General features: G+C 42.1%; 14 protein-coding genes. All 14 read left to right on the forward strand.

Going from position 1 to position 15,005, the window contains the following annotated elements; all coding sequences use genetic code 11:
- The first annotated feature begins 9 nt into the window (after positions 1-9).
- Positions 10-279, forward strand: a complete 270-nt coding sequence (locus tag ACUM5Y_RS06925) for a DUF6538 domain-containing protein (RefSeq protein WP_445976303.1) — start codon at positions 10-12, stop codon at positions 277-279.
- 350 nt (positions 280-629) lie between these two features.
- Positions 630-1,802, forward strand: coding sequence for an L-rhamnonate dehydratase (locus tag ACUM5Y_RS06930; protein ID WP_445976144.1), 1,173 nt, complete (start codon positions 630-632; stop codon positions 1,800-1,802).
- 7 nt (positions 1,803-1,809) lie between these two features.
- Positions 1,810-2,808, forward strand: coding sequence for an AraD1 family protein (araD1, locus tag ACUM5Y_RS06935; RefSeq protein ID WP_445976145.1), 999 nt, complete (start codon positions 1,810-1,812; stop codon positions 2,806-2,808).
- Between the two features lie 85 nt (positions 2,809-2,893).
- Entirely contained in the window at positions 2,894-3,895 is a 1,002-nt protein-coding gene (locus ACUM5Y_RS06940) for a TRAP transporter substrate-binding protein (RefSeq protein ID WP_445976146.1), read from the forward strand.
- Positions 3,896-3,950: 55 nt separating this feature from the next.
- Positions 3,951-4,412 carry a TRAP transporter small permease gene (locus tag ACUM5Y_RS06945; RefSeq protein WP_445976147.1) on the forward strand — a complete coding sequence of 154 codons (462 nt, stop codon included), beginning with the start codon at positions 3,951-3,953 and terminating at the stop codon, positions 4,410-4,412.
- Positions 4,413-4,431: 19 nt separating this feature from the next.
- The gene (locus ACUM5Y_RS06950; protein ID WP_445976148.1) at positions 4,432-5,724 is read left to right on the forward strand and encodes a TRAP transporter large permease; all 1,293 of its coding nucleotides are present in this window, start codon (positions 4,432-4,434) and stop codon (positions 5,722-5,724) included.
- An 18-nt stretch (positions 5,725-5,742) separates the two neighbouring features.
- Positions 5,743-7,260: an aldehyde dehydrogenase (NADP(+)) gene (locus ACUM5Y_RS06955; RefSeq protein ID WP_445976149.1), complete on the forward strand. Its 1,518-nt coding sequence runs from the start codon at positions 5,743-5,745 to the stop codon at positions 7,258-7,260.
- Between the two features lie 156 nt (positions 7,261-7,416).
- Positions 7,417-8,151, forward strand: coding sequence for a FadR/GntR family transcriptional regulator (locus ACUM5Y_RS06960; RefSeq protein WP_445976150.1), 735 nt, complete (start codon positions 7,417-7,419; stop codon positions 8,149-8,151).
- Between the two features lie 615 nt (positions 8,152-8,766).
- The gene (mraZ, locus tag ACUM5Y_RS06965; protein ID WP_445976304.1) at positions 8,767-9,222 is read left to right on the forward strand and encodes a division/cell wall cluster transcriptional repressor MraZ; all 456 of its coding nucleotides are present in this window, start codon (positions 8,767-8,769) and stop codon (positions 9,220-9,222) included.
- Positions 9,219-10,157, forward strand: a complete 939-nt coding sequence (rsmH, locus tag ACUM5Y_RS06970) for a 16S rRNA (cytosine(1402)-N(4))-methyltransferase RsmH (RefSeq protein ID WP_445976151.1) — start codon at positions 9,219-9,221, stop codon at positions 10,155-10,157. Before mraZ ends, rsmH begins: the two co-directional genes overlap by 4 nt.
- The gene (ftsL, locus tag ACUM5Y_RS06975; RefSeq protein ID WP_445976152.1) at positions 10,150-10,431 is read left to right on the forward strand and encodes a cell division protein FtsL; all 282 of its coding nucleotides are present in this window, start codon (positions 10,150-10,152) and stop codon (positions 10,429-10,431) included. Before rsmH ends, ftsL begins: the two co-directional genes overlap by 8 nt.
- Entirely contained in the window at positions 10,428-12,191 is a 1,764-nt protein-coding gene (locus ACUM5Y_RS06980; protein WP_445976153.1) for a peptidoglycan D,D-transpeptidase FtsI family protein, read from the forward strand. The genes ftsL and ACUM5Y_RS06980 overlap by 4 nt, the downstream gene beginning before the upstream one ends.
- Positions 12,192-13,655 (forward strand): UDP-N-acetylmuramoyl-L-alanyl-D-glutamate--2,6-diaminopimelate ligase, encoded by a 1,464-nt coding sequence (locus tag ACUM5Y_RS06985; RefSeq protein WP_445976154.1) that lies wholly within the window; start codon positions 12,192-12,194, stop codon positions 13,653-13,655.
- On the forward strand, positions 13,645-14,991 hold the full coding sequence (locus ACUM5Y_RS06990) for a UDP-N-acetylmuramoyl-tripeptide--D-alanyl-D-alanine ligase (RefSeq protein WP_445976155.1): 1,347 nt from the start codon (positions 13,645-13,647) through the stop codon (positions 14,989-14,991). Before ACUM5Y_RS06985 ends, ACUM5Y_RS06990 begins: the two co-directional genes overlap by 11 nt.
- Positions 14,992-15,005 lie beyond the last annotated feature (14 nt).

Genomic DNA, 15,005 nt, shown 5'->3' on the forward strand with positions numbered 1-15,005 from the left:
GTACATAAACTGGTACAAACACGCTACCCTCACGTATTTCTTAGAGGGAAAACTTACTACTTACGCATTGTTATTCCTCCGCGTCTTAGGGCTTTATGTCCATCCTTACCTCGTGAAATTAAACGTAGTCTTCGTACAGGCTCGTTGTCTGACGCTATTGCCATGGTTGGCGATAAGTTCCGTCTAATCAAACTCCTCAAAAATTGCTACACAGCGCAACAAGCACTATCAATTTGTCATAAGCTGTCTAGCTTCGGTCAAGAGGTGCTGCTTGGGTAGACTCAAAGTTTACCTCTAGTATCTCTGTGCCTTATTAGCCCTAAATAAATAGAACATTTGAATGTGGCATTAGATTCTAATTTAAGGCTTTAAACTACGTGATCACTCAACTTCTCTTCAATTTGTCTCTCTATGCTGTTTATGCGCTTTGCTTTTCTGAGCTCATGTTATCTGCTGATGTGCAAGAAATGTTATTGATTGTAACAAAAATGTTGACTTGTTTATTTTTTGACTGGTATGGTAGTCATACCAGAAGGCCAGATGGTGTTCATTTAGATTAATTTGTCTTTTGGCTTAATTTTAAAAAATGTTCGCTATTTAAGATGATTCAGTACTAGGGAGATATCGCAATGAAAATAACTAATGTGCGAGCGCGTACATTTGAGTGGAAAGGGCACACAGTCCCGCCTCAGGCTAACTTTTGTTCAAATGCTATGGATCAATTATGGGATCGCGGCGATTCCATGGGGACATTCAGATTTCATGGGTGGACTGTTGTTGAAGTAGAAACGGATACTGGTTTAGTTGGGATCGGTAATGTTGCTCTGGCCCCTAGGATTGCCAAGGCTATTATTGATCAATATCTAACGCCTTTGGTGCTAGGGCACGATCCATTTGATTATGAGTATTTGTGGCAGAGGATGTATCGGTCTACGCATGCATGGGGGCGAAAGGGGGTAGCAATGGCTGCTATTTCGGCTATCGATATTGCTTTGTGGGATTTGATGGGTAAAGAAACTAATAAGCCTGTTTTTAAGCTGCTTGGGGGAAGAACTAAAGAAAAAATCCCATGTTATGCATCTAAGTTGTATCGGACTGACCTAAAAGAAATGCAAGATGAAGCTCAGAAGTATCTTGATCAAGGCTTCACTTCAATGAAAATGCGTTTTGGTTATGGCCCAAAAGATGGCACTCAAGGCGTTAGAGAAAACTTGAAAAGCGTAGAGGCTATTCGTGAAGTCATAGGTTATGACAATGACTTGATGCTGGAATGTTATATGGGCTGGAACCTAGAGTATGCCAAACGTATTCTGCCCAAGCTTGAAAAGTATGAGCCTCGTTGGTTGGAAGAACCAGTTATTGCTGATGACATTGATGGTTATGCGGAGCTTAACCAATTGACATCAATTCCTATTTCCGGAGGAGAGCACGAGTATACGAGCTATGGCTTTAAGCAGTTGTTGGATAAAAGAGCTGTTTCGGTAATTCAGTATGATACAAATCGGGTTGGTGGCATCACTGCTGCACACAAAATCAATGCAATCGCTGAAGCTTATAGTGTTCCAGTCATTCCTCATGCAGGACAAATGCATAATTACCATTTAACTATGTCGACGCTAGCATCTCCAATGTCTGAGTATTTTCCTGTGCATGATGTTGAAGTAGGTAATGAGCTGTTCTATTACATTTTTGAAGGGGATCCTGAGCCAGAAAATGGCTTTATCGATCTAGATGATAATAAACCGGGCCTCGGTTTAACTTTATCAGATCGCTATTTAGATCAATTTAACATAATTGAGTAGGTGCTTCATGAAAATAGTGCAAATAGATTATGACGGACAAGAAAGAGCAGCTTTGGTGCGAGATGAAAATACACTTCAGCTTATTGACTTTCAGGGTGGCACATATGGATTGGCGTTGTGTGCAATTGATAAGAAAGAATCACTAAAGGATTTGATTTTAAGCTGTCTTTCAGATGAGCTTTTAGATTATCAAGACATTATAAATAAAGGTCACCTACTTCCGCCAATCACTCATCCAGATCCTTCACACTGCATGATTTCTGGTACTGGTCTTACTCACCTTGGTAGTGCAAGCGCACGTTCAGAAATGCATGCAAAGTTATCAAATCATGATGATCAGATGACAGATAGTATGAAGATGTTCAAATTGGGCGTCGAGGGAGGAAAACCAGAGAGCAGCAAAGTTGGCTCTCAGCCTGAGTGGTTTTATAAAGGTAATGGAAGTATTGTTTGCGCTCCTGGTGCAGAGCTTCCTGTACCTAGCTTTGCTGAAGATGCTGGAGAAGAGCCTGAATTAGTTGGAGTTTATGTCTTGAACCAAGACTCAAAGCCAATGAGGGTTGGCTTTGCCATTGGCAATGAGTTTTCTGATCATGTGACAGAGAGAAGTAATTACTTATGGCTTGCTCATTCCAAATTACGGTCTTGTAGTTTTGGTCCCGAGCTTATGCTAACGGATATTCCTCAGGGTATAGAGGGGGAAAGCCGTATTGTAAGAAACGGTTCAGTTATTTGGAATAAGGCGTTTCTTACAGGTGAAGCGAACATGACTCACTCTATCTCTAATTTAGAGCACCATCATTTCAAGTACACACAATTATCTCATGCAGGGGATCTACATATTCATTTTTTTGGTACAGCAACGCTAAGTTTCGCTGATGGAGTAGTGGTCGAAGATGGAGACATAATTGAAATCGAGGCTTCTACTTTTGGTAAAGTGCTTTCAAACAAGGTGAGATTTGATTCATCAGTGGAAGAGGAGGTTATTAAAGTAGGGCTTTTATAAATACAGTTTTATGCTTTTGCACAAGGTCAGATAAGTAATTTCTAGTAATCTTGTTATTCAAAAAAAATAAAGAAAGGAAACAAAGATGAAAAATAAAATGTTAAAACTTAGTCTTCTTGCATCATTGGTAACTTTACCGGCAGCGGCTATTTCTTCGGAAATTGAAATAAAAATTGCACATGGTTCTAGCACTCAATTTCATATGCATAAAGCATTGGAAAGGTTCGAATCAATTGTGGAAGAAAAAAGCAATAACCGAATTGATGTGACAATTTTTCCGTCGGGGCAAATTGCAGGCGATACGGGTATGGTTGAGGCTGTATTAGCAGGCACTGTTGAGATGGCTGTTGAGCCACCGTCCTTCTTTGCAAAATGGGATCCTGCTTTTGAAGTGGCTGAGTTGCCATTTATCTATCCAAATAAAGATGTTGCTTTTAAAGTCTTAAATTCGGAAGCGGGTGATGAACTTATGCATCGTCTGAACGACTTAGATCTTGTAGGTCTAGGGTGGATGGAGATGGGGCAGAGAGTTTTAACTAATAATGGTCATCCAGTTACTAGTCCTTCAGATTTTAAAGGGATCAAGCTGAGAACCATGAAAGTCCCTACACACATTTCAGCTTTTAAAGCTCTAGGAGCTAATCCTACTCCAATGAATTTTGGTGAGGTTTATGCAGGTCTACAAATGAATGTGATAGATGCTCAAGAGAATCCAATATCACAAATATACACTCAAAAATTCCATGAAGTACAAGACTATATAACTTTGACTAATCATGTTTTGGCTTTGTACTTACCTGTCATTAACAAAAGCTTTTACGATTCTTTAGATGAGTCAGATCAAACATTACTTAAAGAAGCAATGGCAGAAGCAATAAATTATGACTTCGACTTAATTGAAACTGAAAATGATCAGTATCTTAAGGAAATCAAAGAGACGGGGGTTCAGGTGGTTGAGCTAACTAGTCAACAACGTCAACAGTTTATTGATGCTGTCGCTCCGGCTAGAGATAGTTTTAGACGCCGTGTCGGAGCTGATTTATATGATCTTTGGATGGGGAAAATAAAAGAGCTCTCTATTAATTAAGCAGGTTCTTGCCAAGAGAAGTAACTTTCTCTTGGCACTTTCATAGGATGATAACATGTCACTTATTAATAGACTTGAAAAACTATTTTGTGTTCTTTCGATTTTATCAATCGTTGTTTTAGTAGTAATGCAAGTTTTTATGCGTTACGTGACTGGCCAATCTCTCGCTTGGTCAGAAGAGCTGACGTCCTGGTGCTTTCTTTGGATGGCATGGCTTGGTATTTCCGCAAATTATGTAAAAGACGAACATATTAGTATTGGTGGATTAACACTTTTTCTTTCAGGAAAAAAGGTTAAGCGATTAGTTTCAATTTTTGTCTGTGTAAGTTCGGCATTGTTTTTAGGTTATTTAGCATTGATAACTTATCAAACAATGATAAAGCCTTATATTTGGAGGCAGTCTTCAGTTGTTCTAGGGCTGCCTGTATATATTCTCTATGTTTCAGTAATAGTTGGATGCGTATTATCCATATTGAATTTGATTTATAGCAATATTGTCTCCTTAAAAAAAGAATAGCTAAATAGGAAAAAATTCGATGCTTAGTACTGTACTTTTTTGTATTTTAGGGGTAGCTCTGCTACTTAACTTTCCAGTTGCTATTGCTCTGGGTATTTCAGTTCTTGTCACCATTATAATGGTGCCTGGAGCGCCTCCAATTAGTTCATTGATTAGTTCAATGATTAGCTTATCCGACTCTTTTACTTTGATAGCTGTGCCTCTATTTGTATTGGCTGGTGAGGTAATGCAAACAGGAGGTTTATCAAAAAGGCTTGTTAATTTAGCTTTTCACCTTGTTGGCAAGGTTAGGGCTGGTATGGCATATGTCAATATCTTGGCATCAATGTTTTTTGCTGCCATATCTGGCTCCGCTCCAGCAACTGTCGCGGCAGTTGGTTCGAACCTAATACCTCAGATGCATAATTTGGGATATAAGAAAGACTTCTCATCTGCTCTGACCGCTTCAGCGGGAATGATTGGGGTGCTAATTCCGCCAAGTATCCCAATGATTGTTTATGGTGTGAGCGCTAATGTGTCTATAGGGGCGTTATTTCTTGCTGGTATAGTTCCAGGTATATTATTAGGTGTTTTGTTTGCAATAACTAGTAGAATAATAATTGGTAAATCATTGGACAATCATGAAAGTAGGTTGGCCTCTAAAGATATGGTTCGAGAGACAACTTATTCTGTTTTCAAAAAAGCATTCTGGGCAATACTCACTCCAATTATTATTCTTGGAGGGATTTATGGTGGTGTTTTTACACCTACAGAGGCTGGAGCTGTAGCTGTTATATATGCTGTATTTATTAGTTTCTTTGTATATAAAGAACTAACCTTAAACCAACTTTATGAATTACTTTTTTCAAGTGCTAAAGTAAGCGCAAGAATTCTATCGTTAGTTTTATTTTCTATAGCATTTGGTCGACTAGTTACTATTGCTGAAGTGCCACAACAAGTTGCAATGGCTCTTCAAAGTATATCTGATAATCCAATAATAATAATTGCAATGCTTAACTTACTACTACTTGTAGTTGGCATGTTTATGGAGACAATAGCAGCAATTATTATTTTGACACCTATACTTCTTCCTGTAGCGGTAGCCGCTGGTGTCGATCCTCTATCATTTGGTGTGATTATGACAGTTAACTTAGCGATTGGGTTTTGTACTCCACCTTTAGGTGTAAATTTATTTGTTGCTAGTTCTGTGTCAAAAGTAAGTGTAAATAAAATCAGTAAAGCAATCCTTCCTTTTGGGTTGAGTATGTTTATTGTACTAATGATAACTTCTTATTTCCCAGAAAGTTTTTTATTTTTAGTGAATTTACTTTAGTTTTATATGGAGTTTTATATGAAGATTAGTGGAGAAATGATAATTGGCTTAGACTGTATTAAGGGAGAAGGGAAAGAGATTAAATCTATAAATCCTTTAACAAATTTAGATGTTGAGCCTGGGTATGCGTCTGCAAAAAAAAATGATGTTAATCTTGCATGTAGTTTAGCTTGGTCTGCTTTTAAAGAGTATCGAAAAACAAAACCTGAAGAAAGAGCGAAATTTATCAATACGATTGCCGAGAATATTGAGCGTTTGGGTGATGTATTAATAGATAGAGCTATTTTGGAAACCGGGCTGCCAAAAGCTAGGTTGGAGGGGGAGCGTGCTCGTACTTGTAATCAATTGAGGTTATTCGCATCTATAGTTTTAGAGGGTCGGCATCTAGATTTACGCCATGATGAAGCCCTACCAGATAGGGCGCCACTACCAAGATCAGACCTACGGTATCAAAAGATTGCTCTAGGTCCTGTTGCAGTGTTTGGAGCTAGTAATTTTCCGTTAGCATTTTCTGTTGCAGGTGGTGATACTGCTTCAGCCTTGGCTGCTGGCGCATCAGTTGTTGTGAAGGCTCATTCTGCTCATCTTGGAACTTCAGAGTTAGTCGCTCTTGCAATACAGAATGCGGCGAAAACATGCAGAATGCCTAGTGGCGTTTTTTCACTGTTGTATGGGTCTGGAAATGATATAGGGGCCGCTTTAGTGAATGATAGTCGGATTAAAGCGGTAGGATTTACAGGTTCTCGTGCTGGAGGAACTGCTCTTATGTCTATCGCACAAAAAAGAAAAGAGCCTATACCTGTTTATGCTGAAATGAGTAGTATAAATCCTGTGTACTTACTGCCAAAAGCTCTTGAATATAAAGCAATTGATATAGCTAAGCAGTTTGTCATAGCTCAGTCTATGGGGGCAGGACAATTCTGCACAAGCCCCGGTCTGATTATAGCCATTAATGGGGATGGATTAGACGCTTTTATCTCAGAGTGTAAGACATTGATTGAATCGTCAGGAAGTCAAACAATGCTTACGAAAGGAATTTATAATGCTTTTAAATCAGGGGTGTCTACGTTAAAAGAGAGTGGCGCAATATCTACTATCGCTCAAGGGCAAAATAGTGGAGGAGAAAATCAATGTGCACCTATTCTCTTTGAAGCCAGCGCAGCTGACTTTATAAGGTTACCTGAATTATCTAATGAAGTCTTTGGTGCTGCCACTCTAGTTCTCCGTTGTAAAGATTTTGACGAGCTACTTCAGGTTACTGAATACTTAGAGGGGCAACTAACTGGTGCTATTCATATGATAGATGGTGATGAGGATCATGCCAGGCAGCTTATTGATGAGCTTGAATTGAAGGTGGGACGGCTACTATTTAATGGTTTTGGTACAGGGGTTGAGGTCTGTGATTCTATGGTACATGGGGGGCCTTATCCCGCTACATCTGATAGTCGAACGACATCCGTGGGCTCAACAGCGATTGATCGTTTCTTGAGACCATTATGTTATCAGGACATTCCAAAGCAAATACTCCCAGAGTAAATCTACTCTTAACCATTTAGTAACGGTGATCATTTATTTAGCTAACGTTAGTAGGTGTTAGCAAATACAGTTTATAACAGCTATATCTATTGGTTTTTGCTAGCATAATATGGTTAGCAAAAACTGATGATATAGAAGTAAAAATAGTTGGTATGAATGAAAAATAATGCATTTTTGTTTGAAAAAGCTCTGAAGAATAAAACGAAGAAAGACGTTTTAGCCGGTAAAATTTTAGAAATGATTTTTACAGGGCTCCTTCAACATGACGATGTATTGCCTTCAGAGCGAGAGCTGGGGGGGATGTTTAGTGTTAGTAGGGAGACGGTAAGAGGAGCACTTTCAATTATATCTGCTTATGGTCTCATTAGTGTTTCGCATGGCTCTAAAACAAGAGTAGTTCGCAATGAGCAAGCCTTGAACCGGTGTATTGAGCTGCTTCCTGAGCTTAATACGATAGAAGTTAATAATTATGACGTCCATTCGGTTTTTGAAAGTAGGAGGGTGGTTGAATCTGCAATTGCCAGAAATGCTGCACTTAAGATTGATGAAAAAGGATTGAAAGATCTCCAAAAGCTTTTAGATCAACAAGAAAGGCTATTTAACGAGCCTGTACACTTTCAGCTCTCGGACAAGAATTTTCATAAGATCATTTCAGAGTATTCGGGAAACAGCATCCTTGTCGGTTACGCTGAAGATTTATACCGTTACGGTTTGAATTTTCGTCGGGTTGTTATGCGTAGGCCTGGGTCAATAGAGCAAAGTTATCTAGAGCATGTGGAGATTTTCAAAGCCTTATCTGAAAAAAATCCAGATAAGGCAGAAAATGCTATGCTCAATCATATAGAAAGTGTTTATTTAACAACCATTGATGCTATTGATAGGGTTAAATAATAGAGTTTAAGTGAAATGATGCACTCTAAATTTAACTCACAAGTGTTGTCATAGTTGAAGATATTGATTACTAATAAATTGATTTTGTTTTCGTGCCTAGGTCGTATGTCTGCCTTGATGTTTAATTCTCGATTATATGGTCAATATAGATGCCCTTTTTTGAGCCTCCAGAGGGTATTTGCTTATCGGCCAACTTGCTTTTTTCTCTCCTGTTTTACTCCCTTTTTCCAGTTTAGTGTTTAGATTATCTCGCTTAAGATAATTTCTTTGAGCGAATAATGCTCAACTCATCATCAATTTCAAAATATTGATAAACCGTACCTTCCTATAGCGTCATGGCTTTGCTGTGTCTTGAGTTTATTGATCCTCTCAGAAATTGTTTTAAGAAACTTAACCAATACCATTTATCCCCACTTTTACCTTTCTGCTCCTTTGTCTTGCTGCATTTTTATTTGTTCAGTGGTTTTTTCTTCTCAACTGACTGTTTTGCCTCCTTTGTATTTTCTGCTTGGGTGGGTTTTTTGCCCATTTCTGCCTTTTTTTCAATTTCTTTTTACCTTTTTGCATGAATGGTGTTAAATTGTGGGATAAAGTGTCGATAAGTGGGATATGAAATTGTTTAGAGGGATTCATCAAGTCAGCGCAGATGTGAAGGGACGTATGTCTCTGCCTGCTCGGCTGCGTGATGAATTGGCTCAATACGACGATGAAGGGGTAGTGGTTACGATTGACCCTGTCTCAAGGTGTCTGTTGCTTTACCCAGTGTCGGAGTGGGAACAAATACAGCAAAAGCTGGATAAATTGCCCACTTTTCAGCCCCAAGCACGAAGGCTACAGCGTTTATTGGTTGGTCACGCCACAGACTTAGAAGTGGATAAAGCTGGTCGAATATTATTGCCCGCGCCTTTGCGGGAGTTTGCTCGTTTGGATCGTAAGTTGACGATTTTAGGGCAGGGCAAAAAGCTAGAGATTTGGAGTCAAGATGAGTGGGAAGCGCAACGCGAAGACTACTTGGCTCAAGACGCGATAGAAGATTTACAACTTGAAACCATGATGGATATTTCTTTATGACAAAGACAATGGCTGAACACATAAGCGTCATGCTTAATGAATCCGTTGATATGTTGGTGACTAACCAAGACGGACTATACGTGGACGGCACTTTTGGTCGTGGTGGACATACTCGGCTGGTTCTTGAGCGCCTAGAAAAAGGGCGTTTGCTAGGGTTCGATAAAGACCCAGTAGCGATCCAGCATGGTCGTGATTTAGAGCAAGAAGACAGCCGTTTTCAAATCGTACAAGACAGTTTTGCCAACATGGCGGAGCACATCCCTGCGGTATTTGGAGTCGATAAAGTCGACGGCATCATGATGGATTTAGGGGTTTCATCCCCGCAACTGGATGATGCTGAACGTGGCTTCAGTTTTATGAATGATGGTCCACTTGATATGCGTATGAACCCAGACAAAGGGGTGAGTGCTGCTGAGTGGATCGCCACTGTCGACGAAAAAGAGTTGGCAGATGTTATGTATCAGTTCGGTGAGGAGCGATTCTCTCGTCGTATCGCTAAGGCGATTTGTGAATATCGAGCCCACACTCCGATTTTAACCACTTTGCAACTATCCAAAGTGGTGGCAGAAGCCAATCCAGCTTGGGAGAAAGGTAAAAATCCTGCCACTCGCGCTTTCCAAGGTATCCGTATTCATATCAACAATGAATTAGGTGATTTGGAATTGGGTTTAGAGGCGGCTACGCAAGCGTTAAAAGTCGGTGGTCGTTTAGCTGTAATCAGCTTCCATTCATTGGAAGACCGCATGGTTAAACGTTTCATGAAATTAAAGGCGAAAGGGCCTGAGTTACCAAGACATTTGCCCGTTCGTAACACTCACCTTGATATTAAGTTTAAGACCATTGGCAAAGCGATTAAGCCTTCTCAGGGAGAGGTGAGCGAAAACGTCCGTTCACGTAGTGCGGTATTACGAGTATTGGAGCGAATCAGTGAATAAGAAGACGACCTTCTCACCATTGCCTTTTATTGGTGGGGTTTTTGTCTTGGCGGCGATTTCTGTCGCCGTGGTGATTCAGGTATACGATTTTAGGAAAGACTTTTCCTACCTACAGGCCCTTAAAAAGTCTGAGGTGAATTACGAAGTCACATGGGGGCAGCTTCTTTTGGAGGAGAGTGCTCTAACGCAACCAAGCCGTTTGGAACAATCAGCCATTAAGGACTTAAGTATGCATGCCCCTTCTCAAAATGAATTGATAATAGTGAAACCATGAATATTGAAAACGGAATTCAAAACCCCGGTAAATGGCGCTTTAGATTTGTCTATGCTATCGCGCTGCTGTTGTTTGCCGTAGCCGGCGGTCGTTTATTTTATCTCACCGTAGTCGATAAAGAATTCTTGCAAAACCAAGGGGAAAGGCGCGCAGTGAGAACGGAAGCGATTCCGGCAACTCGTGGCATGATCTTGGACCGTCGCGGCGAACCACTAGCCGTCAGCACTCCTACATGGACGATAGTGGCGAATCCTAAAGCCTTATGGAAACTAGACAGGCACCCAGAGAAAAACATTGGGCCAGAGCAAGAGATTAAACGTCTTGCGGAAGCTATGGGTGTGGGGCGAGCTTGGTTACAAGAAAGGTTTGAGTCCAATAAAAATCGTTCCTTCATGTATTTGAAGCGACAACTTCCACCCCATGAAGCCGAGGCCATAATGGCGGCGAAAGTTGTGGGCGTAAGCAAGACCAAAGAATATAAGCGCTTCTACCCAGCGGGTGAAGTCGCTTCTCACGTTGTGGGTTTCACTAATATCGATGATAAAGGCCAAGAGGGTATTGAGCTAGCTTATGATCAAGCCTTGCAGGGGCATGAAGGTAAGCGTCGTTATGTGAAAGATCTAACGGGTAACATTATTCGTGGTATTGGTGAGGAAGAAGCAGAGCGTCCGGGTGAGAATATTGAGTTAAGTATCGACTTAAGACTGCAGTATTTAGCCTATCGTGAATTGAAAGCGGCGGTAACAGAGCATCGTGCTACTTCCGCTTCTGCTGTTATTTTGGATGTTAAAACGGGCGAAATCTTAGCCATGGTGAATCAGCCATCCTACAACCCGAACGATAGATCTCAATTGGAATACGAAGAGCTACGTAACCGTGCAGTGATCGACCTTTTTGAGCCAGGCTCGACCATGAAGCCTTTCACTATTTCGGCTGCTTTAATGTCGGGTCAATACACCACGGAATCTCAGATTAACACTGCACCGGGTTACTTACGCTTTGGGCGTTTTACCATTCGTGATGCCACCAACTATGGGGTGATCGACATGGAAAAACTCTTGATTAAATCCAGTAACGTGGGTTCCTCAAAAATCGCCTTATCTTTACCGCAAGATGCTATTTGGAATATGGATTACGAGCTAGGTATAGGTTCACCTGTGGGTATAGGTTTCCCTGGAGAAGCCAGCGGCGTATTGCCTTCCCACCCAAAATGGCACCCATCTGAAATTGCGACATTGGCTTACGGCTATGGCTTGTCTGTTTCAACCCTGCAACTGGCGCAAGCTTATATGACATTAGCTAACGGTGGTTATCGTGTGCCTGTGACCATCTTTAAGCAAGATGTGCCCAGCGAAGGCAAACAAGTGATCCCTCGTAGCGTCGCCAAAGATGTGATCGGCATGATGGAAGCGGTTGTTCAAAAAGGTTCGGGTAAAGCGGCCAAAATTCCTGGTTATAAGGTAGCGGGCAAAACCGGTACCGTGCACAAAGTCGGCTCTAAGGGTTACGAATACGATCAATACATTGCCTTGTTTGCAGGGGTCGCACCGGCTTCTAATCCAAGATTGGCCATGGTGGTGATGGTAAATGACCCGAAAGGCCGAGAATATTACGGTGGCGAAGTGGCTGCACCGGTATTTTCTCGCGTGATGGAAGGTGCCCTGACAACCCTAAATATTTCTCCTGATTTACCTGATGGGTTGCGAGAAGTGAGACTAGATAAGAAAACAGCTCCCTATCAAGTGGCGCAAGGTGGTTAGATGGCAAAGGTAACCCATTCCCAGTTATATACTTTGGCAAACCTTCCTTGGTTGGAAGGTTTGCCAAACCATGAATATTCGCACTTAGAAACAGACAGCCGCAAAGTAAATCGTGAGGCTGTTTTTTTTGCTTTACCCGGAGTGGCTTCTAATGGCTGGGATTATCTTGATGCTGTTGCAGACCTTGGTTGTCTAACGGCGGTTGTTCCAGCAGGCCTAGGGTTAAAACATACCTCTTTAGAATTGATCGAAGTGGAGGATGTGGCAGAGCTCTTAGTGAGCTGTTTACATCAATGTTTTGGTGCTTTACCTAAACAAATGGTGGCAGTGACAGGGACGAATGGCAAATCTTCTATTTGTTTCTATTTGGCTCAGCTAGCTAAGTTTACAGGCTTGAAAAGTGGCTTGGTGGGCACCTTTGGTGTGGGCGAACTTGGCAAGCTCCAAGAAGCTGTGCAAACCACGCCAGACCTACTCAGGCTTCATAAAACCCTTATCGAGTTGTCAGCTCAAGGGGTTGATTTTGTTGCTTTTGAGGCTTCCTCCCATGCGCTCGACCAAGGTCGTTTACAAGGAGTGGCATTTCAAGGGGCTATTTTTTCGAACTTATCTCGGGATCATCTGGATTATCACGGAGATATGGCGTCCTATGCGGCTGCCAAGAAAGCCTTGTTTGCCTTCCCAAGTGTGGAACACAGTGTGTTCTGTCTGGATGATGACTACTCCGACTTTATGTCACAAGACACGCTTTCTAAACGACACTATTACAGCTTTTCCGATAGTAGTGCAGACTTTTATGTGGAGCATCTGTCTTTCTTGCCTACCGGCTGTGAGTTCCAATTGGTGTATCCAGAAGGGCGAAGAAAGGTTTTTTTGCCCTTGCTAGGTCGATTTAATGTGCAAAATGCCTTGGCGGCGCTGGCTGCTTTATGGCACTTGCTGCCAAATAAAGACAGCTTGTTAGCAGGTTTGGAACGACTTCAGGGTGCACCGGGTCGCATGGAAAAAGTGGTGCTGGCTAATACGCCGGTAGCGGTAGTGGATTATGCCCATACGCCAGATGCCCTAAGGGTAGCTTTGCAAGCTTTACGAGACCATTCGGCAGGCAAATTAATTTGTGTGTTTGGTTGTGGTGGTGATCGCGACCGGGGCAAGCGTCCCTTGATGATGGCAGAGGCGATGGCTAATGCTGACAGTGTATTTCTAACGTCAGACAATCCAAGAACAGAAGACGTGGGACAAATTCTTGCTGATGCCCAGATAGGGCTGGCTTCTTCCGAGAAACTCACCGTGATTGCGGATAGACGTGAAGCCATCGCCCAAGCGATCTTAACTGCAAGCGCGGATGATGTGATCTTGATTGCAGGTAAAGGCCATGAGAACTACCAAGATGTTCAGGGTGTGAAGCATCATTTTGACGACAAAGAAGAAGCTTTAGGAGTATTGCAGCGTTATGTTGATTGAACTGACCCTAGCAAAGATAGCTCAGATTTGTGATGGCGAGTTGATCGGTAAAGATCAACCTGTCTTCAATATTATCAGCGATACGCGGAGCATTCCGTCTGGCAGTTTGTTTGTGGCTTTTAAAGGCGAGCGTTTTGATGGTCATGACTATGCAGAGCAAGCACTTGAGCAAGGTGCTGTGGCAGTCTTGTCTGAACAAACTCTACCGTTAAAATCCTATATTAAAGTGGCGGATACGCGTCGAGCCTATGGGCAAATTGCTCGCGCTGTGCGAGAGGCTTTTACTGGGCCAGTTGTCTGTATTACGGGCAGTAATGGTAAAACCAGTGTAAAAGATTGGCTGGCGCAATCTTTGAATCATCATAATGTGTTAAAAACCCAGGCCAATTTGAACAACCAGATTGGCGTGCCGCAAACCTTATTAGGTTTGCAAGCAGGGCAGGATGTTGCTGTGGTGGAAACGGGCACTAGCATACCGGGGGAAATCGAACGTTTGGCGAGCATTGCTTATCCTGACGTTGTTATATTGACGAATGCCAGCGGCAGTCATTTTGAAGGCTTTGGTGATCTGCAAGGTATTGCCATAGAAAAGGGGCAGCTGATCTCTGGGGCTAAGCCAACGGCTAAGATCATACTGAATGCCGATGATGGCTTCTATGATTACTGGTGTGGTTTGGCTCAAGGGCGAGAAGTCTTGTCTTTTGGCTTTACTGATAAGGCGGATCTTTATGCCCACGATATACAGCTTGGAGATCAAGCGAGCCAAGTAACCTTGAGTTATTTAGGGCAGAGCGTACGGGTAGAAGTGGGCTCTCCAGGTAAGCATCAAATCGCCAATGGTATGGCGGTAGTGCTGGCGATGTTGGCTATAGGGGAAGATTTCCATTTCGCGGTTAGTCAATTGAGAAAACCGGCCTTTGTAGCGGGTCGATTAGAGCGATTGTGCACAAAAAATGAAGCCCTGTTAATCAATGATTGTTACAATGCAAGCCCAGCATCCGTGAAAGCAGCGATTGATGTGTTATCCATGCAAAAAGTCTCAAAAACTTGGCTGATTTTGGGAGCCTTAGGTGAGTTGGGTGATCAGCAAGAATCCATACATCACGAATTGGGCGAATACGCATTTCAACAAGGCATTGATCAATTAATTTGCGTAGGCGACATTGCCGCCATCGCTGGGCGTGGGTTTACACAAGGGAATGCAAAAGCATTGTTTTGTCAGAGTCATGCAGAAGCGGCGCAGCTGGTACAAACACTAGATAAAAATCACGCTATTTTGGTGAAGGGATCACGCTCTGCCAAAATGGAAAATGTTATAAAAGCACTCATAAACTAGGACATTCCTTAACA

Source organism: Marinomonas dokdonensis (assembly GCF_052747885.1).